Source organism: uncultured Wocania sp. (genome assembly GCF_964021735.1).
In the GTDB taxonomy this organism is placed as follows: Bacteria; Bacteroidota; Bacteroidia; order Flavobacteriales; family Flavobacteriaceae; genus Wocania_A.
On record NZ_CAXIBN010000040.1, the window covers coordinates 1 to 21,196 of the forward strand.

Here is a 21,196-nt window from a genome sequence, read left to right on the forward strand (position 1 = left end):
TCTAATTTTTTTGCTAGCATTTCGGCACCAGTATGTATAGGTACGTTAATGCCCATAAACGTATTCCAATGAAACGCTTTATTAATTTTTGGTGATTGATCGGCCGCAAATCCGTTAATGGTTAATTCACCATCACGTTTTGCTTTAATAAGTGTTGGTATGGTTTCTTTTGTAGTTATTAAATAGCTATTGTATTTGGCCCTAATGCGCTTTATTAAAGCATCAAAATATTTGTTGGCTAATGGTTTGTAAACAGCATAACCTTTGCCTTTCATGTGTTTTTGTAGAATAAAAATCCACTCAAAATTACCGTAGTGTCCACACATTAAAACAATGCTTCTATTATTGTTTTCATGTTGTTGAATTTCTTCAATATTGGTAAATGTAAAACGCTTTTTCATTTCTGCTTCAGAAATGGTTAGAGATTTAATAGATTCCAACATCATATCGCAAAAATGATGATAAAACTTTTTAGAAATATGTTTTAATTCCTTTTCAGGTTTATTGGGAAAGCATAATTTTAAATTATCAAAAACTACTTTTTTTCTGTAACCAACAATATGATATATTATCACAAAAATAAAATCAGAAAACAAATAAAGTATTCTAAAAGGTAATATAGAAATTAACCACAAAAACGGATAAACAATAATATAAACTAGAAATTGCATTAATTAATTTTAGATTTGTAGCGACAAAGATATATTAATTTCATTTTAAACCTTAAAACCCTATGGGCAAATTAGATTTAGTTACAATTATAATTATAGCAGCCAATGTTATTATATCTTATAAAGGTTTTGGTGACTACAGTTTTTTTGAAAAATACAAGTTTAATGTTGGCGCGGTAAAAAGAGGCGAGCAAATTAGAATGTTTAGTTCGGGTTTTTTGCATGCAGATAATGCACATTTATTTTTTAATATGTTCTCATTATACTTTTTTGCTGATGTAGTTATAAATTCTTTAAACAGATTTAATTTTATATTAGTGTATGTTGGTAGTTTGCTATTGGGCAGTTTATTATCACTATATTTTCATAAAAACGAATATCATTATAGTGCTGTAGGTGCTAGTGGCGCAGTTTCTGGTGTTATTTATTCTGCTATTTTATTACAACCAGGAATGAGTTTGTATATGTTTTTTATACCTATCCCGATTCCAGCTTATATTTTCGGAATTGGCTATTTACTATATTCCATTTACGGTATGAAAAACAGGATAGGAAATATTGGTCACGATGCTCATTTTGGAGGCGCAGTTGGTGGCTATATAATTACTTTAATATTATCGCCATGGCTCTTTCAAACCAATTTATTAATGATTGGTTTACTAGCACTACCAATAGTTTTGTTGTATGTTTTGAAGAAAATGGGGAAGATGTAATTTATTATTAGTGTTTAAAAAATTAAAAAGCTTACTCAATTAATGAATAAGCCTTTTGCTAAATAAATTCTTTTAGTTGTTTATTCGTAGAAGAAGGCCATTGTAGTGTCTTCTTCAGGACCCCATCTACTTTCTGTTTTATATATTGAGGTTTTGGGATATTCATTATTATCATAAGTATATTCATATTCATCAAAATAATTAACAGTACCGTCTTGTATTTCTTTTAAACTAGTTACATTGTTAACGCTCCCATATTCTGCTAGCCCACCAAAGTCAACGCTAATTAGGTTTATAATATCTATGTGTTGTATGTTTCTCAGAGCTCCTTTTTTATCGTCGTAAGTATATATATACTCGATACTGTCATCATCCCATTTTTCATTCATTATATTTTTTCCTTCAAAAGTGTTGATCGAACTATATGAAAAGGTTTCTTGAACAGCATAAGTTCCATAATATACCGATTCGGTCATAGTGTTATCAGAATTGTAAGTGAAAATGTGTTTCTCTGCATGATCATTATCTTTTTCAAAAAATATAATATAGCTTCCTAATGTTTCGTCTAGGTTATATTGAATAGTAACATAAGTTTGTAAATCATTACTATCTAAATCATCTATCCTTATTAATTTATCATTTTCATAGATATATTTTGTAATATAACCATCCCCAGCATCTACGCTAATTAATTTATTGCCGTCATAGTTAAAGGTTACTGTATATTCGTCTGCAGTACCTTTGTCATAAACTATTTTTTTTATTAAGGTTGAGTCTGTAGTTTCTTCATCTGGATTATCGACAGATTCAGTATTACAAGTAAAAAAAGTAATAGATAATGCAATAAGTAAGAATTGTTTTAATTTCATTTTATTTTTATTTTAAGCTGCAAATATAATTCTTTAAAGAAAGAATTGTCTTATAATTATTAAAGATTTATTCTAAAAACTAAATAAATATTGCCTTAGTAATTTTAATATGGCATAGCTATTGAATTTATATAATGAAATTTAAAGCTGTTTATTTGTTAAAATATTAATTTTCAGCTTGTTATAGTTTTTGTAAACCCCAAAAAAATAAAAAGCAATTTGTTTTAATGACAGATTGACTTAAATATATATATGAAGAAATCTAATTTTATATCGCTTGACAGTTTGTCATTACAGGAATTTGATGAAAACTCAGAGTTAATTCCGTTAATGACACCTGAAGATGAAGAAGAAATAAATAATGAAGAATTACCTGAAACCTTACCAATTCTTTCGTTAAGAAATACCGTGTTATTCCCAGGAGTTGTTATTCCTATTACTGCTGGTCGCGATGCATCCATCAAATTAATTAACGATGCCAATAAAGGCAGTAAAGTTATTGGAGTGGTGGCTCAAAAAGACGAATCGGTAGAAAATCCAACTGCAAAAGACATCCACGAAACAGGAACAGTAGCAAGAATACTCCGTGTTTTAAAAATGCCCGATGGTAATGTAACGGTTATTATTCAAGGAAAAAAGCGTTTTAAAGTAGCCGAGGTTATTACTGAAAAACCTTACATGAATGCTACCATTAGAGATGTTGCAGAAGCAAAACCAGCTGTTAATAATAAAGAGTTCTCTGCCATTATAGATTCTATTAAAGATTTAGCGCTTGAGATTATTAAAGAAAACCCAAATATTCCAAGTGAGGCATCTTTTGCTATTAAAAATATAGAGAGTAATTCGTTTTTAATAAATTTTGTGTCCTCAAACATGAATCTTTCAGTAGAGGAGAAGCAGTCGCTTTTAGAAATGGATAATTTAAAAGAGCGAGCGTTGTCAACACTTAAGTTTATGAATGTTGAGTTTCAAAAACTAGAGTTGAAAAACGATATCCAATCTAAAGTACAGATGGATATGAGCCAGCAACAGCGCGAATATTTCTTGCATCAACAAATGAAAACAATTCAAGAAGAATTGGGAGGTGTAAGTCATGATGAAGAAATAGAGGAGATGAAAACGCGTGCTTTAGAAAAGCACTGGGATGAAGATGTTGAAAAGCATTTTAATAAAGAAATTGCCAAAATGCAACGTATGAATCCGCAAGTAGCAGAATATTCTATACAGCGTAATTATTTAGAGTTGTTTTTAGATTTGCCATGGAATGAATTCAGCAAAGATAAATTCGATTTAAAACGTGCTATGAAAATTCTAGATCGTGATCATTTTGGTTTAGAAGATGTAAAACGCAGAATCATAGAATACTTAGCAGTTTTAAAGTTGCGTAACGATATGAAATCGCCAATTTTATGCTTATATGGGCCTCCTGGAGTTGGTAAAACATCTTTAGGAAAATCGATTGCAGAAGCTTTAGGAAGAGAATATGTGCGTATTTCATTAGGTGGTTTACGAGACGAAGCTGAAATTCGCGGACACCGTAAAACATACATTGGCGCCATGCCTGGGCGTATTATCCAAAGCCTTAAAAAGGCAGGAACATCAAATCCTGTGTTTGTTTTAGATGAAATTGATAAGCTATCAAATTCGAATCAAGGCGATCCTTCTTCAGCTATGTTAGAAGTTTTAGATCCTGAGCAAAATAGTGAGTTTTATGATAACTTTTTAGAAATGGGTTACGACTTATCCAAAGTTATGTTTATTGCTACTTCTAATAGTTTATCTACTATTCAACCTGCTTTGCGAGACCGTATGGAAATTATAAATGTTACAGGGTATACCATTGAAGAAAAGGTAGAAATTGCAAAACGTCATTTATTACCAAAACAGTTAAAAGAACACGGTTTAACTAATAATCATATAAAAATTGGAAAACCTCAATTAGAAAAAATTGTTGAGGGTTACACGCGTGAATCTGGAGTTCGTGGGTTAGAAAAGCAAATAGCGAAAATGGTACGATACGCTGCCAAAAATATCGCAATGGAAGACGCCTATAATGTTAAAATTTCCAATGAAGATATTATTGAAGTTTTAGGTGGACCAAAATTAGAACGCGACAAATACGAAAACAATAATGTTGCTGGTGTTGTAACAGGCTTAGCGTGGACAAGTGTTGGTGGTGATATTTTGTTTATAGAATCCATACTTTCTAAAGGAAAAGGAACCATGACCATTACTGGAAACCTTGGTAAGGTAATGAAAGAATCGGCAACTATTGCTATGGAGTATATAAAATCTAATGCGGATGAATTTGGAATAGATGCTGGCATATTTGAAAAATACAATGTGCATATTCACGTGCCAGAAGGTGCTACTCCTAAAGACGGACCAAGTGCTGGTGTAACGATGTTAACATCTTTAGTATCATTATTTACACAAAGAAAGGTAAAGAAAAGTTTAGCCATGACTGGCGAAATTACACTTCGTGGAAAAGTGCTTCCTGTTGGAGGGATTAAAGAGAAAATACTTGCTGCAAAACGTGCTCGTATTAAAGAAATTTTGCTTTGTGAAGATAATCGTCGTGATATTGAAGAAATTAAACCAGAGTATTTAAAAGGCTTAACGTTTCATTATGTGTCCGATATGAGCGATGTTATTAAATTGGCATTAACAAATCAAAAAGTAAAGAATCCGAAGAAATTATAAAAAGTTGATTGCTGAAGCCTCGACATAGTTCGAGGTTTTTTTATGAATTAAAATAAAAGATACTTGCTACCGTTTTAAGATAGATTTGTTTACTTTGTAACAGTAAATATGCTAAGGAAAATTATCACTATTTTTTGCTCGTTTGTAGTCAGCTCAACTTTTGCTCAAGTTGGAGGTGAGGCTACTTACCAGTTTCTTAATTTGGTATCATCACCACGTCAAGCGGCATTAGGTGGTAAAGTGTTAACTAATGTGGATTACGATGTTACCCAAGCCCTATATAATCCAGCAACGATTAATGTTGAAATGGATAATCAATTAGCTATTAATTATACGAGTTATTTAGGTGGTATTAGTTATGGTACTGCAGCTTATGCTTATACTATTGATAGGCGTACGCAAACTTTTCACGCAGGTGTTACTTATATAAATTATGGTTCTTTTGAAGGCTATGATGAAAACGGTAACAAAACAGGAACATTTACAGGTAACGAAGCCGCTTTATCAATGGGTTATGCATTACAAATTGGGTATTCCGATTTTTATTTCGGAACAAATTTAAAATTAATTACCTCTAAATTAGAGCAATATAGTTCGTTTGGTGCTTCGGTAGATTTAGGATTATTATATATAAATGAAGATTTAGATTTTCATGCTGCTGTTGCCGTTAGAAACTTAGGAACTCAAATAACAACTTATGCAGGTTTAAATGAGCCCTTGCCTTTTGAAGTCGATTTTGGCATGTCGCAGACTTTAGAACACGTACCTATTCGCTGGCATGTTACCTTCGAGAATCTTCAAGATTGGCCTATTGCAAGACCAAACCCTGCGAGAACGACAAGCGATTTAAGTGGGAATCAATCTAACGAAAAAATTGGATTTTTAGGACAAGTAATTAGGCATACTATTTTAGGTGCAGAACTTTTCCCCCAAGGCGGATTTAATATCAGATTAGGTTATAATTTTCGTAGAAGTGAAGAACTTCGAATATTAGATCAACGCAATTTTTCAGGTTTGTCTGCAGGTATTTCAATAAAAATGAACAAAATGCGCTTTAGTTACACGCATGCTAAATATACAAGCGCAGCTAATTCTAACTTTTTTGGTTTGCAAATAGATTTACAATAATAGTATTCAGTAAACAGTCGTAGTATCCAAGCTCACTCAAACAAATTATTTTCATTTTAGCAATAATTAAAGTGATTAGTGTTTCTTACTTTAGTGCACTTTAATTATTTTAGGCACATCAAATTAAAAAATGAATAAAATCACAATAGCCATAGATGGCTTTTCTTCAACCGGAAAAAGTACCGTAGCAAAACAAATAGCAAAACATTTGGGGTATGTGTATGTCGATTCTGGTGCCATGTATAGAGCCATAACGTTTTATGCGATGCAAAATGGTTTGATTAGTGATGATGACTTTAATAAAGAAGCACTTATATATCAATTACCAAAAATTAATATCAGTTTTAAATTCAATGAAAACTTAGGTTTTGCTGAAGTGTATTTAAATGAAGAAAATATTGAAAAACAAATACGAACTTTAGAGGTTTCAAGTTTTGTTAGTAAAGTGGCTACGGTTTCAGAAGTACGTGAGCAACTAGTAAAACAACAACAGAAAATGGGAGAAGATAAAGGTGTGGTTATGGATGGTCGAGACATTGGCACTGTTGTTTTTCCGAAAGCTGAACTTAAAATATTTATGACGGCTTCAGCTGAAACTAGAGCTCAAAGGCGTTATGAAGAGCTTATTGGACGTGGTGATGATGTTGATTACAATGCTGTTTTAAAGAATGTACAAGAGCGTGATTATATAGATTCTAATAGAAAAGATTCTCCTTTAGTAAAAGCCGATGATGCTATAGAAATTGATAATTCTAATTTATCATTACAAGAACAATTCGATAAGGTTTTACAGCTAGTAAAAATGACAGCAGGAAATTGTGAGTAAGTATTAATTGCAGTTTTCAGTTTTTAAAATTATTTGCGAATTTGTGACAGCTAAAAAAACGAATCTTTAACTTAATAAAAATCCGCTTTTAAAATGTTTTATCTTAAACCTTTTTATCAATTCGGAATAATCAATTCTTGATTTGGATAAATTAAATCTGGGTTTTTTAAAATATCTGAGTTTGCTTTAAAAATATCCTGGTATTTTGAAGCTTTCCCATAATACTGAACAGCTATTTTTCCTAAAGTTTCACCACTTTTTACAGTATGTCTGTGGTAAACACTTTTATCAGCTATTTTAATATCTGCCATAATATCGGTTGGGTTTTCGCCTCCAACAGCTTTAATTTCATCCCAAAGCAGGTTTTTTTCGTATGGTGTTTTGGCGGTTCCCCAAACTTTTAAAACGCCATTTTCTTCTTGTACATCACCGTTTTGTATGTTTAATTTTTGCCCTAAATCTAGTACAGATTGGTACTTTTCTTTCATTGTCATAGTGTTATATTTAATTATTTATCAAGCTAAATATAGTAAAAGGACTTTCAAAAAAAACGTTTTTTTTACTTTAATTACAGTTCTAATACTCAGTAGTTTAAAATAGTTTAATCAAATTAGGCTAATTTATTGAAAATATGTATTTTTGCACTCCTTTTAGCGAATTATCGGAAAGATAAAAGGGATTGAAACTTAAAATAAATAACACTTCTGTGTGTTAATTGCTTAAATCTTCCGAGGCATACAGAATACAAAAACGTAGTGTAATCATAAATTTCTGCGAAGACGGAAATATTAAATTACAATTACATAATTATTTTAAATGGCTGAAAAAGCAAAACAAGCTGAAGTTGAAGCAACCGATGCTGCAACAGTAGAAGCTCCAGTAGTATCTGAAGCAAAAGCAAACCCTGAAAAATTCTTAAAAGACTTTAACTGGCACAATTACGAAGAAGGAATTGATGAAGTTGATGACAAACAATTACAAGAATTTGAAAAATTAGTAGCAGAAAACTTCGTTGACACTTTAAATGATGAAGTTGTTGAAGGTACTGTAGTTCACATCTCAGATCGTGACGCTATTATCGACATCAATGCAAAATCTGAAGGTGTTATTTCTTTAAACGAATTTCGTTACAATCCTAGTTTAGCAGTTGGCGATAAAGTAGAAGTATTAATTGATGTGCGTGAAGATGCAACGGGTCAATTAGTATTATCTCACAGAAAAGCACGTGTAATTAAAGCATGGGATAGAGTAAATAAAGCACACGAAACTGGTGAAATTGTTAATGGTTTTGTTAAATGTAGAACTAAAGGTGGTATGATTGTAGATGTATTCGGTATCGAAGCATTCTTACCAGGTTCTCAAATTGATGTTAAACCAATTAGAGATTACGACCAGTACGTAAATAAAACTATGGAATTTAAGGTTGTAAAAATCAACCACGAATTTAAAAACGTAGTTGTTTCTCATAAAGCTTTAATTGAAGCTGATATTGAAGAACAAAAGAAAGAAATTATTGGTCAATTAGAAAAAGGTCAAGTATTAGAAGGTGTTGTTAAAAACATCACATCTTACGGTGTATTTATTGATCTTGGTGGCGTTGATGGTTTAGTTCATATCACAGATTTATCTTGGTCTAGAATTAATCATCCAAATGAAATAGTTGAGTTAGACCAAAAATTAAATGTTGTAATTCTTGATTTTGATGAAAACAAATCAAGAATCCAATTAGGATTAAAACAATTAAGCAAGCACCCTTGGGAAGCTTTAGCTGATACTGTAAAAGTAGGAGATAAAGTAAAAGGTAAAGTTGTTGTAATTGCAGATTACGGTGCATTTATTGAGGTAGCTGATGGTGTTGAAGGATTAATTCACGTTTCAGAAATGTCTTGGTCTACACACTTACGTTCTGCTCAAGATTTCGTATCAGTTGGAGACGAAGTAGAAGCGCAAATCTTAACTTTAGATAGAGAAGATCGTAAAATGTCTCTTGGTATCAAACAATTAAGTGCAGATCCATGGACAGATATTACAAGCAAATACCCGTTAGGTTCTAAGCATACAGGTGTGGTACGTAACTTTACAAATTTTGGTGTTTTTGTTGAATTAGAAGAAGGTATTGATGGATTAATTTATATCTCAGATTTATCTTGGACTAAGAAAATTAAGCATCCATCTGAGTTTTGTGCAGTAGGAGATAAGTTAGACGTTATTGTATTAGAATTAGATGTTGAAGGACGCAAATTAAGCTTAGGTCATAAACAAACAACAGATAACCCTTGGGATAAGTATGAAACTGAATTCGCTTTAGAAACAGTACATACAGCTGCATTAACTGAAATAGTTGATAAAGGTGCTACAGTTGAGTTTAATGAAGATATCGTTGCATTTGTACCTTCTCGTCACCTTGAAAAAGAAGATGGAAATAAGCTTAAAAAAGGAGAAACTGCCGAGTTTAAAATTATTGAATTCAATAAAGAATTTAAACGTGTAGTAGCTTCTCATACCGCTATTTTTAAAGCAGAAGAAATTAAGAATGTAAAAGCAGCTGCTAAAAAAGCAGCTACTGCAGCAGCAGAAGCAAAACCAACTTTAGGTGATGCTAATGATGCTTTACAAGCTCTTAAAGACAAAATGGACGGAAAAAAATAATTAAAATATTATTTTTTATTTCCGTGTAAACGGAAATCCATTATAAAATGAAAGCCTTCAGATAACTGAAGGCTTTTTTTGTATCTCATTATGAGCAGTTCCAATAATTATAGGATAATATAACAATCTAGTTATCAACAATTATATCTACATACGTTCTTTAATGAAAAACTCATAACAACGTTTAACAGTAAAACACCTTTCAACTTCTAAAATTTTGCATTACCTTTGTACTCCAAATACGTTTGGATAGTATATGAGTCAAAAAGTTTTACTTAACGCAAAAGAGGTAAACATCATTCTTCACCGATTGGCTTGTCAACTTATTGAAAAACATAACGATTTCTCTAACACTGTTTTAATAGGCCTACAGCCTCGTGGCGTGTTTTTAGCCGATAGATTAGCCAAAATACTAACTGAAGATTACAAGGTTAAAGACATTAAGCTAGGGCATTTGGATATTACTTTTTTTAGAGATGATTTTCGTAGAAGTGACAAACCTTTAGAAGCCAACACAACAAAAATCAATTTTTTAGTTGAAAATAAAAACATTGTATTTATTGATGATGTGTTGTATACAGGGCGTAGTATTAGAGCAGCATTAACAGCAATTCAATCGTTTGGAAGACCAAACGAAATAGAATTATTAACGTTAATCGATAGACGTTTTAGCAGGCATTTACCTATTCAGCCTGATTACAGAGGCAGACAAGTAGATGTAATAAATAATGAAAAAGTAAAAGTAAACTGGAAAGAATATGATAATGAAGATTCAGTTTACTTAATAGAAAAATAATTAAAAGCAATGAGCGAGTTAAGTGTCAATCACTTATTAGGAATAAAATATCTTAAAGAGCAAGATATTCAACTAATTTTTGAAACTGCCGATCATTTTAAAGAAGTGATTAACAGGCCTATTAAAAAAGTGCCTTCGCTTAGAGATATTACTATTGCCAACTTATTCTTCGAAAATTCTACAAGAACGAAACTATCTTTTGAGCTTGCCGAAAAACGTTTATCTGCCGATGTTATTAATTTCTCATCAGCACAATCATCAGTAAAAAAAGGAGAAACCTTAATTGATACGGTAAACAATATTTTATCTATGAAAGTAGATATGGTAGTGATGAGACATCCTAACCCAGGAGCAGGCGTATTTTTATCAAAGCATGTAAAAGCAAGTATTATTAATGCAGGCGATGGTGCACATGAGCATCCCACACAGGCACTTTTAGATTCCTATTCTATTAGAGAACGATTAGGTGATGTAAAAGGAAAAAAAGTAGTTATTGTGGGCGATATTTTACATAGTAGAGTAGCGCTTTCAAATATATTTGCACTGCAATTGCAAGGTGCTCAAGTTATGGTTTGTGGACCAAAAACATTAATTCCAAAATACATAGATAAGCTTGGAGTAAAAGTTGAAACAAACTTGCGTAAAGCATTAAATTGGTGTGATGTAGCAAATATGCTCCGTGTTCAAAATGAGCGCATGGATATTAGCTATTTTCCATCAACAAGAGAATATACACAGCAGTTTGGAGTTAATAGAGAACTATTAGATTCTTTAGATAAAGAAATCACTATTATGCACCCAGGACCAATAAATAGAGGTGTAGAAATTACAAGTGATGTAGCCGATTCTAAACAAGCGATCATCTTAAATCAAGTTGAAAATGGTGTTGCGATTAGAATGGCAGTTATATACTTATTGGCTTCAAAGATTAAACAATAAAGCATGATTTTAGATCAAGACGGAAATATTTCAATAATTACCCAAGAAAAAGCAACTATAGTTGAACTAGTTAAGAAGATTCAAGCGTTATACCCTAAGTTTAAAAACAATAACATTATTGTATCGCTAACGACACTTAACGAAATTGGTTTATCTGATATTGTTGAATTTCTAGAGCTTTCTAATACACACAGAGCTTCTAAGCAATCATTCGTTATTGTTTCAGATAAAGTAAATCTTGATAAAGTACCTGATGAAATTGTTGTTGTACCCACCATTCAAGAAGCTTATGATATTATTGAAATGGAAGATATGGAACGCGATTTAGGGTTTTAACAATGAAAAAATTTCACCTCGCAGAAGTAAATATTGCTAAACGATTGGCTCCAATGGATGACCCAATTATGCAAGATTTTGTAAATAATTTAGATAAAATAAATGCTATTGCAGATAGTAGTGAAGGGTTTGTTTGGCGATTGCAGGATGAAGATAAAAATGAAGCAGTAAGTATTTTTGAAGATGATACTTTAGTAATAAACATGTCTGTTTGGAAAAGTTTAGATGCTCTTTTTAAATACACTTATAATTCTGGGCATATTGAAGTTTTTAAGCGAAAAAAAGAATGGTTTAGCAAAATGAAAATGATGCATATGGCGTTTTGGTATGTTCCTGCAGGTTACGAGCCCACATTTCATGACGCAAAAGCACGTTTAGATTATTTAAACAAACATGGAGACACACCATACGCATTTAGTTTTAAAAGTAAATTTACAGCTGAAGATTCTATAAATTACAAACCTGTTTTATAAAACATGAAGCTTTCCATATTAGGTTGTTACAGTGCTACACCAAGAGCTTTAACAAACACCACATCTCAAGTTTTAGAAATAAATAATCACATGTTTTTAATTGATTGCGGAGAAGGCACACAAGTTCAACTTCGTAAGCATAAAATTAAATTCAATCGTATAAAACATATTTTTATATCGCATCTACATGGCGATCACTTTTTTGGTTTAGCGGGATTAATTTCGACATTTCGATTATTAACACGCGAAGCTGATTTACACGTTTACGGACCAAAAGGTATAAAAGAAGTGATTACGCTTCAAATGAAATTAGCCGATTCTTGGACGAATTACAAACTTATTTTTCATGAATTAACTTCGAAAAAATCAGAATTAATTTTTGAAGATGAAAAAGTAGAAGTTTTTACTATTCCTTTAAATCATCGTGTTTATACAAACGGGTTTCTATTTAAAGAAAAGGAAGGCGAACGTAAATTAGATATTAAAGCTGTTGAAGATGCTAATATTGATACGGCCTATTTTAGAAAGCTAAAGCAAGGTTTTGATGTTGAAAATAAAAACGGCATTTTAATTGATAATAATATGGTTACAAAACCAGCTAACAAATCCAAAAGTTATGCGTTTTGCAGCGATACGATGTACAAAGAAGATATTATACCTATTATTAAAAATGCCGATGTATTGTATCATGAATCTACTTTTTTAGAAAAGCATGCACATTTAGCACCAAAAACTAAGCACTCAACTGCAAAAGAAGCCGCTACAATAGCTAAACTTGCAAATGTAGGCACATTGGTACTTGGTCATTATTCAACACGATACGATGGCTTAAATGCTTTTAAAGAAGAAGCTCAAACCGTTTTTAATAATGTTGAATTAAGTGAAGACGGTAAGACTTTTAATTTTTAATTAAACTCTTTTAAATTTAGAATCCATTCAATAGCTTCATGTAAATTTGTACAACGCTTAATACTTTTTTTGGCAAATTGTTTTTCAATAGACGCATTCATGTAGGTCGACATGTTGTACATTACTATAGCACTAGCAGAAATAAAATTGTATTTCTTTTCTAATTTCACCCAATTTTGTGGATCTACAGAGTAGTGATTAATTCTATTAGCAATAAAGCCTAATTGGGCATTTTCTCCATAAAAATTTAATACTTCAGCAATTAGTAATTCAGCTTTTTTCCAATCAAAATGAATACTTTCAAATAATTCACCAACAATAAATTTTTCAAAAAAGTAATAATTACCAAAAGGCATTTCTAATTTAAAAGGGTTTAATGTTTTATAATATTCAGAATCTTCAATTTTCATTTTTGGTTATTTAGGGTACGCTAATTTAGGAAAGTTCACACAGATAATTAAGAAAAAAAGTTGCTTTTTAATTATTTTTATAAACTAAAAGATAAGTTATTTTACTTGATCGAGATTTATCTTTACCTAATTTCTATTCAAAAGAATCATTATTGTCAACAATAGAAATTACGGTATTCATTTCTTTAATAGCGTATGTTTTAGAACCAGAACTAACGCATCCCAACACAACCAAATTTATTAGATGCGAACTGTAAAAAATCTGTCATATAGTTTTTTAAAAATGACGGAAACCATTTTAAATTTTCAAAACTTAAATATATATTTTACCTATAACACCTGTTTAAAAGTGATATTATTCTTTGCTTTTATTAGAATTGCTAAGAGTATAAAGTAACCCAAAAACAATAATTATAGTTACAACTACAAGTCTGTATAAAAGTGTCACTTCTAAAAAGTAGAATACAACTCTAACTATTATTACTAAAGCGCCAGTAATTATTAGTCCATTATGAAGAAAGGTTGAAAATTTTTTAATATCAATTTTCTTTTTTTCTTCTTTAGACATTGAATTGTATCCAGCAATTAAGTTTGGGTACTTTTTTACTAAAATTCCACAAATAATAAAAATGAGCCCTACAAGGGTTTCTACAAAAAGCATTTTGCGTAAATTTGAACACATAAATATAATATTTATTTTACAGATATTAATAATGGAAAAGGATTTAGGAGGCTATAGAAAATCTTACGAAAAGCACGAATTGCTACTAAAAGATGTACCAGAAAACCCAATGGAATTATTCCAAAAATGGTTTTATGAAGTGGATCAGTTTTTTATTGAAGATGAAACTAATGCAATGACAGTTTCTACTATAGGAAAAGACGGTTATCCAAAGAGTAGAGTAGTACTACTCAAAAAATACACCTATGAAGGTTTTATATTTTACACTAATTATGAAAGTGAAAAAGGTAAGGCTATTGCCGAAAATTCACATGTATGTCTATCCTTTTTTTGGCATGGTGCAGAAAGACAAATTATAATAAAAGGCAAAGCTGAAAAAATTGCTGAGAATTTAAGTGATGGTTATTTTGAATCTAGACCAAGAGGCAGCCAATTAGGAGCTTTAGTTTCAAATCAAAGTGATGCTATAGAGAGTCGTGAGTATCTTGAAGATAAATTACAAAAGCTTGAACAAGAATTTGAAGGTAAAGAGATACCAAGACCAGATTATTGGGGCGGATATATTGTAAAACCTGTTGAAATTGAATTTTGGCAAGGTCGCCCAAATAGGTTACACGATAGAATTCGCTATAAACTACAAAAAGATTATAATTGGATAATTGATCGATTATCTCCTTAAAATATCAGTTTAAACACCTTGTTTTAAATCTCGAACTACATTTAATCGATAAAAAATGCATTTTGTCGATTTTTGATTTGTCGTTTATCGATTTTAAACTCAATTATATTTATTACCTGTACATGGTTAATAACTTTATAGGACCAAATCTAAATTTACCTACTTATGAAGTTATTAAAAAATCTGCCTTTATTGGCATTGTTAGCTATCTTAACATTTTCTTGTACAACAGATAGCATTGATGAAAAAGCTGATGACCTTGTTGAAAACTTAGTTGTTCCACCTACAAAAACAATTGAGATTGAGATTTTAGAACTTATCAATAATCATAGGCTATCGTTAGGCTTAAATCCTTTAGCAGATTTAACAATTGTAAAATCTGTTGCATATAGCCATACTGACTATATGGTTGATAAAAACGAAGTGTCTCACGATAATTTTTATACTCGTAGCAATTATTTAAAATCTAAAGCAGGTGCAAAAAAAGTATCTGAAAACGTGGCTTACGGTTATAGTAGTGCAGAATCTGTAGTAAAAGCTTGGATTAGAAGCGATGGGCATAGAGCAACTATTGAAGGTGATTTTTCAAACTTTAATATATCAGCAGAAAAGAATGAAGACGGAAAATGGTATTACACAAACATTTTCATAAAAAAATAAAATTGTTTTTATAAACAATTACAACATAACCTTTTAATTTACTGATTTTTAGCAAATACTGTATTAGGTATGCAGTACAAGGAATTAACTGGTTATTTTTTAGTAACTATTTAGTTATTGAATTTAGCTTTAGGTATAAAATCCTCTCAGTTTTCTGAGGGGATTTTTTGATGTAGCTATTTAAAATATAGTTAATTATAAACCCAACGACAAAAGTTGTAATAGCTATTAGCCATCTAAACCTTATATCTCAATTGTTAAGCCTTAAATTATCTCTAGTTAAATTTAGAATTTGGTCATTTTTATCACAAATCGACAATTGATATTCAGAGTTTTCTTTTTGAAGTTTAAGGTTTTCATATTCCAATAGTTCTTTTTCCTATAAAAAATTAGATTTAACACTCGATTCAGATTCAATTTTAGTAAATCCACCCTGTTTTAAAAACGTTACTGAAGCTTTATTAGTTGAGATGTATTTTGTTTGACTGTTTAAGTTAACCTTATCAAGATCAATACATTCGCTACTCATTTTTTGCAAAAGAAATTTTACATCATCTACAGAACTATTTTTGAAAACCTCATTTTGTAATTCCGTTGAAGGAATAATACTGTGTTTTTCTTGAATACAATATTTTAAAATTCTATCCTTTGCTTGAGCTTCTGTTAAATCTTCAATCACGTATTTAAGATTTTTACAATTTTGCGAAGCTAAATAGCTTACACTTTAAATCTACAAAAAAACCACCAAAAGAAAGTTCGTTCCTTTGATGGTTTTAATCATTATGAATTTAGCTTGATGTTATTCCATTTTAATCACAATAAACTGTGTACGTCTGTTTAACTGATGTTGGTCTTCGGTACAATTTATAGTACCATCACAATCATTCGTTAATTTACGTTCTCCAAAACCTTCGTATTCGGTTATTCTCGATGCATCAACACCATTAGCTATTAAATACTTGTAAGTAGCATTAGCTCTTTCTTTTGAAAGTATATCGTTGTAAGCAGATGTCCCTCTAGAATCGGTATGAGATTCTATTTTAATAACCATGTTTGGATACTTGTTCATCATTAAATCAACAATTCTATCTAACTCTGCTGTGCTTTCACGGCGAATATCATATTTATTAAAATCGAAGTAAATAGGGTAGAGCTCTGTTATTGGTAATTCTTTTTCTAGAACAGGATTTAAAACAAAGTCGGCATTAATGCTAGTTACATTGTTTTCAATGCCTTTTGTGGTTACCATTCTAGAATCGTCAATATAATTTTCCTTTTTTGTGTCTAATCTATAATCGGTATCTCTATCAATATTGATTTCAAAATGTCCGTTTTCATCGGTTTGCAAATCTGCAATTTTATTACCGTTACTATCTAATAAGGTAACAACAGCATTTGGTACTGGTGCGTTAGTAATGGCATCGGTAATGGTGCCTTCTATTTTTAATTGAGGAATTCTGTCGTAGGCATAAATATCGTCACCTCCAATACCACCATCTCTATTGGATGCAAAGAAACCAGATAACCCATCATCATTCATGAAAAATGAAAAATCATCTTTACTTGAATTTACTGGAACGCCTAGATTTAAAACGCTAATGATACTGTTGTTAGCATTTGAAACGGTTCCGAAAATATCTAACAAACCTAAGCCTGCATGTCCGTCTGAAGAGAAAAATAATGCATTCTCACTATTTACAAACGGGAACATTTCATTTTTATCAGTGTTTACTACACTTCCTAAATTTTGAGGATCTCCTAAAGAGCCGTCGTTATTAATATCAACATAATAAATATCAGAACCACCATAGCCTCCAGACCTATCTGAAGTGAAATACAATTTAGTGTCATCACTATTTAATGCTGGATGTCCAGTGGAGTAGGCGTTGCTGTTAAAGCTAAGTTCTTCAACATTTGTCCATTCTCCATCAACCAATGATGCCTTATAAATTTTTAAATGCGTCATGCCTTCATCATCTTTTCCTAAAACATTTTTATTAAAATCGTTTCTAGAAAAGTACATGGTTTTCCCATCTTTAGTAATGGTTAATGGGCCATCGTGATATATTGAATTTATATCACCTTTTATTTTAGATTTGTGATCGACAATACTATCCGTTCGATTTTGAGCTGTATAAATATCTAAAAAAGGTTCTTCGTTCCAACCGTAAATATGTTTTGTTGAAACGCCAACATCTTTTGACGATGCAAAATAAATAGTTCCATTCTGCTCGAAGGCACCAAAATCACTATATTTTGAATTGAAATTAACATCAGCTAAAAAGTACTGTTGTTTAGCATTAAATATTGATGTGATAAAATCGCTGTCTTTTAAATATTTGTCTTTTTTTACAACACCACCAGCATCTTTAAAGCGCCTTAACCACACACGTGATTGTTTGTAGTCTTTAACACCACGTAAAGCCTGTGCATAGTTGTAATAGTACTCAATAGGAATATTATCTTGTTGAACGGCTTTTTGATAATACACTACAGCACTATCTGGATTACGCATATAAGCATAACTATCAGCTAACTGTCTGGTAGCATAATCTGCATTAAAGTCTTTTTCAATAAGATTATGGTAGACTTCAGCTGCACTAACAAATGAGAATTTATTAAATAAATTATCAGCTTTTTTTTGTGACCCATATTGCGCAGAAGCGTTAAAACTTAGCAATAATATTATACAGGTTAGTATGTAGTTTTTTAATTTCATTGGGGGCGATATTTTAATTAAAAAATATTTATTTGTTTACACAATTAGGTTAGTATTGTGTGTTTTTATTCCATTTTTACTACTATAAATTGTGTACGTCTGTTTAATTGATGATCCTTCTCTTCACATTTTTCTCCATCTTCGCAACCATTAGTTAATCTACGTTCACCAAATCCTTGATGTTCTGTAATTCTTTCTGGAGCAACACCTTTAGAAATTAAATATTCGTAGGTTGCATTAGCTCTATCAATTGATAATTTATCGTTATAAGATAATTTACCTCTAGAATCGGTATGCGATTCTATTCTAATTACCATTTCAGGATAATCATTCAGCATTAAATTTACTATCTTATCTAACTCTAATGCGGCATCTTCTCTAATATTATGCTTATCAAAATCGAAATAGATAGTGTTTAATTCTGCAAGTTTTACAACGTCTTGTACGGGGTTCAATAATAAATTTGCTGTAATGGTTGTAAGTTCTGTTTGTAAATTTTTAGATGTGAATGTTCGGTAATCGTCAATATACTTTTCTTGACTACCAACAATTTTATAATCTTTATTTCTGTCTATATTTATTTGATAATAACCATTTTCATCAGTTACCATGTAAGCAATCTGATTGTCTTTATCGTCATATAGTGTGATTTTAGAATTTGGAATAGGCTTGGTGTTAATGGCATCGGTTACAACACCTTCAACTTGCATAATAGGTTCTCTGTGGTAAGCATAAATATCATCATCACCACGACCACCTCTACGGTTTGAAGCAAAATATCCAGTAATTCCGTTAGGGTTCATGCTAAAAGAGAAATCATCTTTATTTGAGTTAACAGGAATTCCTAAGTTTACAACATCAACAAATTCATTATCCTCACCTTTAATAGTAGCAAAGACATCAAGTAAGCCTAATCCTACATGTCCATCGGACGAAAAGAATAGAACGCCTTCATTATTTATAAAAGGAAAACCCTCAGCACTTTCAGTATTTATAACATTTCCAAGATTTTCTGGTTCGCCTAAAGTACCATCAGGATTAATATTTACAACATAAATATCAGATCCGCCATAGCCACCAGGTCTGTCTGATGAAAAATATAACTTAGTGTCATCATTGTTTAAAGCTGCATGTTGTGTAGAAAACTTATCGCTATTAATTGATAAATCTTCAATATTTGTCCAGATACTATCTTGCAAAGTAGCTCTGTATATTTTCATAGCAGTTAAGCCACTATTGTCTCTTTTTCTAACTTGGTCTTTATAATTATTTCGTGAGAAATACATGGTTCGACCATCTTTAGTAATTGTAACCGGACCATCGTGATAAATAGAATTTACATCACCTTTTAATTTGCCAGTATGGTCTACATTTCGCCTTGAGCCAACTTCAGTTACATAAACATCTAGAAATGGTTGTTCATTCCATCCATATAGTCGTTTTACTGAAACACCTTCGTCTCTTGATGATGCGAAATATACTTTTCCATCATGCTCAAAAGCTCCAAAATCACTGAATTTAGAATTGAAGCGAACACGATCTAAAAAGTATTGTTGTTTCGCATTAAAAACACTGGTAATAAAATTAACATCTTTTGAAAAATCGTTAGCATTTACAACGCCTCCAGAATCTTTAAAACGTTGTAACCATATTTGAGATTCTTTGTATTTTTTTATACCACGAAGCGATTGTGCATAACTGTAATAGTACTCAATAGGCACATTTTCTTGTTCAACTACTTTTTTATAATAGCGTGATGCTCTTTGCGGATTTCTTAAATAAGCATAACAATCTGCTAATTTTCTAGTAGCATAATCTTTATTGTAATTATTTTCAATAAGATCTTGGTAAACTTTTGCTGCTTTAACAAAAGAAAATTTGTTAAACAACGTATCGGCTCTCTTTTGTTTTCCTTGTTGAGAAAAAACTGAAAGACTAAGCATTAAAGCTAAACAGATTAATATGTAATTTTTTATCTTCATCTATGCAAAAATTTCTTGTTAGAAATATCTTGGTGATTTTAATTTAGAACTTAAGAATTTGAATTCGTAAATCAATAATATCTCGTGAGTTCCTGTAGTATATCTTGCAATATCAGAAATTGGTTTTTCGTAAGCATAGCCAACACGTAATTGTCTTGATACTTGAAAATCGGCAAAACCTCCAATAGCACCAGTTTCATTATTTAATCTGTAAGAACCACCTAACCAAAATTTCTCGTTAAATAAGAAACTTCCAGTAAAATCGTAAGATATTGGAGCACCGTTAGTAGCTTTTAATAATACCGCTGGCTTAAGTTTTATACTCTTGCTTAAATCAAATACATAACCACCTGTAAAGTAGTAACTAATACGCTCTAAAGCTTCAAACTCTCTATTTTTATTGCTGAAATCATTATTTAATATTCTTGGAGCAGATAAGCCTAAATACCATCTATTTGAGTGCCAAAAAACACCAGCACCTAAATTTGGTGTCCATCTATCTTCTGTTCCAAAAATTAAAGGGTCATTTATGTTTCCAGGGTCATTACGAAAATCTGAATCGAAACTAAATTGTGTAAAACCAGCTTTTAAACCAAAGGCTAATTTACCATCACTACCTGTTGGAATGGTATATGAAAAATCACCATATACATAGCTGAAGTTTTGTGGCCCTAAATCATCTTCAATAAATGATAAACCTAAACCAATTCTATCATTTCTAAGGGGTGTATGTATAGAAAGGGTTTGGGTTATTGGTCCGCCTTTAAAACCAACCCATTGGCTTCTGTGTAATCCAACAACGCTTAATGCTTCTCTACTACCTGCATAAGCGGGATTAACAGAGATTGTATTGAACATATACTGGGTAAATTGCGGTAATTGTTGCGCAACTCCAATCGTACAGCTAAATAATGCGATAGCGATTATGTTATGTTTAATAAGTTTCATAGGTTAAGGTTTTATTTGGTTCCTAAGTAAATTGGACCAGTTAATGGTTTCAATCCACTATTTTCAAGGTTAATGATATAATAATATGTTCCGTTAGGTAGTTT

21 protein-coding genes are annotated in these 21,196 nt (G+C 31.2%); 12 read left to right on the top strand and 9 right to left on the bottom strand.

From position 1 onward, the window contains the following. Positions 1–671: lipid A biosynthesis acyltransferase (locus tag AADI82_RS05300; protein WP_341215412.1), on the bottom strand; the 671-nt coding region annotated here is incomplete at its 3' end. A gap of 62 nt (positions 672–733) precedes the next feature. Between AADI82_RS05300 and AADI82_RS05305 the strand changes: the two genes are divergently transcribed. After that, positions 734–1,384 carry a rhomboid family intramembrane serine protease gene (locus AADI82_RS05305; RefSeq protein ID WP_341215413.1) on the top strand — a complete coding sequence of 217 codons (651 nt, stop codon included), beginning with the start codon at positions 734–736 and terminating at the stop codon, positions 1,382–1,384. A gap of 80 nt (positions 1,385–1,464) precedes the next feature. On the opposite strand, the gene AADI82_RS05310 is transcribed toward AADI82_RS05305, so the two are convergent. Further along, positions 1,465–2,253, bottom strand: coding sequence for a hypothetical protein (locus AADI82_RS05310; RefSeq protein ID WP_341215414.1), 789 nt, complete (start codon positions 2,251–2,253; stop codon positions 1,465–1,467). 252 nt (positions 2,254–2,505) lie between these two features. On the opposite strand from AADI82_RS05310, the gene lon reads away from it, so the two are divergent. The 3 genes from lon to cmk all read left to right on the top strand — a co-directional run bounded on the left by lon (position 2,506) and on the right by cmk (position 6,910). After that, positions 2,506–4,956 (top strand): endopeptidase La, encoded by a 2,451-nt coding sequence (lon, locus tag AADI82_RS05315; RefSeq protein WP_341215415.1) that lies wholly within the window; start codon positions 2,506–2,508, stop codon positions 4,954–4,956. Between the two features lie 108 nt (positions 4,957–5,064). After that, positions 5,065–6,084 (top strand): type IX secretion system protein PorQ, encoded by a 1,020-nt coding sequence (porQ, locus tag AADI82_RS05320; RefSeq protein ID WP_341215416.1) that lies wholly within the window; start codon positions 5,065–5,067, stop codon positions 6,082–6,084. Between the two features lie 130 nt (positions 6,085–6,214). Next, on the top strand, positions 6,215–6,910 hold the full coding sequence (gene cmk / locus AADI82_RS05325) for a (d)CMP kinase (protein ID WP_341215417.1): 696 nt from the start codon (positions 6,215–6,217) through the stop codon (positions 6,908–6,910). 116 nt (positions 6,911–7,026) lie between these two features. On the opposite strand, the gene AADI82_RS05330 is transcribed toward cmk, so the two are convergent. Further along, the gene (locus AADI82_RS05330; protein WP_341215418.1) at positions 7,027–7,404 is read right to left on the bottom strand and encodes a LysM peptidoglycan-binding domain-containing protein; all 378 of its coding nucleotides are present in this window, start codon (positions 7,402–7,404) and stop codon (positions 7,027–7,029) included. A gap of 322 nt (positions 7,405–7,726) precedes the next feature. On the opposite strand from AADI82_RS05330, the gene rpsA reads away from it, so the two are divergent. The 6 genes from rpsA (at position 7,727) to AADI82_RS05360 (ending at position 13,012) form a co-directional block, all read left to right on the top strand. Next, positions 7,727–9,559, top strand: coding sequence for a 30S ribosomal protein S1 (gene rpsA / locus AADI82_RS05335; RefSeq protein WP_034040002.1), 1,833 nt, complete (start codon positions 7,727–7,729; stop codon positions 9,557–9,559). A 256-nt stretch (positions 9,560–9,815) separates the two neighbouring features. Then, positions 9,816–10,355, top strand: a complete 540-nt coding sequence (gene pyrR / locus AADI82_RS05340) for a bifunctional pyr operon transcriptional regulator/uracil phosphoribosyltransferase PyrR (protein WP_341215419.1) — start codon at positions 9,816–9,818, stop codon at positions 10,353–10,355. Positions 10,356–10,364: 9 nt separating this feature from the next. Further along, on the top strand, positions 10,365–11,294 hold the full coding sequence (locus tag AADI82_RS05345; protein ID WP_034039996.1) for an aspartate carbamoyltransferase catalytic subunit: 930 nt from the start codon (positions 10,365–10,367) through the stop codon (positions 11,292–11,294). 3 nt (positions 11,295–11,297) lie between these two features. Beyond that, the gene (locus AADI82_RS05350) at positions 11,298–11,630 is read left to right on the top strand and encodes a ribonuclease Z (RefSeq protein ID WP_341215420.1); all 333 of its coding nucleotides are present in this window, start codon (positions 11,298–11,300) and stop codon (positions 11,628–11,630) included. Positions 11,631–11,632: 2 nt separating this feature from the next. Further along, positions 11,633–12,103, top strand: coding sequence for a DUF3291 domain-containing protein (locus tag AADI82_RS05355; protein WP_341215421.1), 471 nt, complete (start codon positions 11,633–11,635; stop codon positions 12,101–12,103). A gap of 3 nt (positions 12,104–12,106) precedes the next feature. Beyond that, positions 12,107–13,012 (top strand): ribonuclease Z, encoded by a 906-nt coding sequence (locus AADI82_RS05360; protein ID WP_341215422.1) that lies wholly within the window; start codon positions 12,107–12,109, stop codon positions 13,010–13,012. Here AADI82_RS05360 and AADI82_RS05365 read toward each other — a convergent pair. Beyond that, complete coding sequence (locus AADI82_RS05365) at positions 13,009–13,422, bottom strand: hypothetical protein (protein WP_341215423.1); 414 nt, start codon at positions 13,420–13,422, stop codon at positions 13,009–13,011. The two genes, AADI82_RS05360 and AADI82_RS05365, sit on opposite strands and share 4 nt — an antisense overlap. Before the next feature lie 355 nt (positions 13,423–13,777). Beyond that, positions 13,778–14,104 (bottom strand): DUF3784 domain-containing protein, encoded by a 327-nt coding sequence (locus tag AADI82_RS05370; RefSeq protein WP_341215424.1) that lies wholly within the window; start codon positions 14,102–14,104, stop codon positions 13,778–13,780. 31 nt (positions 14,105–14,135) lie between these two features. On the opposite strand from AADI82_RS05370, the gene pdxH reads away from it, so the two are divergent. Continuing rightward, on the top strand, positions 14,136–14,783 hold the full coding sequence (pdxH, locus tag AADI82_RS05375; protein ID WP_341215425.1) for a pyridoxamine 5'-phosphate oxidase: 648 nt from the start codon (positions 14,136–14,138) through the stop codon (positions 14,781–14,783). Positions 14,784–14,948: 165 nt separating this feature from the next. Beyond that, the gene (locus tag AADI82_RS05380) at positions 14,949–15,443 is read left to right on the top strand and encodes a CAP domain-containing protein (protein ID WP_341215426.1); all 495 of its coding nucleotides are present in this window, start codon (positions 14,949–14,951) and stop codon (positions 15,441–15,443) included. 379 nt (positions 15,444–15,822) lie between these two features. Here AADI82_RS05380 and AADI82_RS05385 read toward each other — a convergent pair whose 3' ends face one another. The 4 genes from AADI82_RS05385 to AADI82_RS05400 all read right to left on the bottom strand — a co-directional run bounded on the left by AADI82_RS05385 (position 15,823) and on the right by AADI82_RS05400 (position 21,092). Continuing rightward, positions 15,823–16,122: a hypothetical protein gene (locus tag AADI82_RS05385; RefSeq protein WP_341215427.1), complete on the bottom strand. Its 300-nt coding sequence runs from the start codon at positions 16,120–16,122 to the stop codon at positions 15,823–15,825. Positions 16,123–16,242: 120 nt separating this feature from the next. Continuing rightward, the gene (locus tag AADI82_RS05390; protein ID WP_341215428.1) at positions 16,243–18,162 is read right to left on the bottom strand and encodes an OmpA family protein; all 1,920 of its coding nucleotides are present in this window, start codon (positions 18,160–18,162) and stop codon (positions 16,243–16,245) included. A gap of 65 nt (positions 18,163–18,227) precedes the next feature. Next, the gene (locus tag AADI82_RS05395) at positions 18,228–20,144 is read right to left on the bottom strand and encodes an OmpA family protein (RefSeq protein WP_341215429.1); all 1,917 of its coding nucleotides are present in this window, start codon (positions 20,142–20,144) and stop codon (positions 18,228–18,230) included. 18 nt (positions 20,145–20,162) lie between these two features. Beyond that, on the bottom strand, positions 20,163–21,092 hold the full coding sequence (locus AADI82_RS05400; RefSeq protein WP_341215430.1) for a type IX secretion system membrane protein PorP/SprF: 930 nt from the start codon (positions 21,090–21,092) through the stop codon (positions 20,163–20,165). Positions 21,093–21,196: the final 104 nt, after the last annotated feature.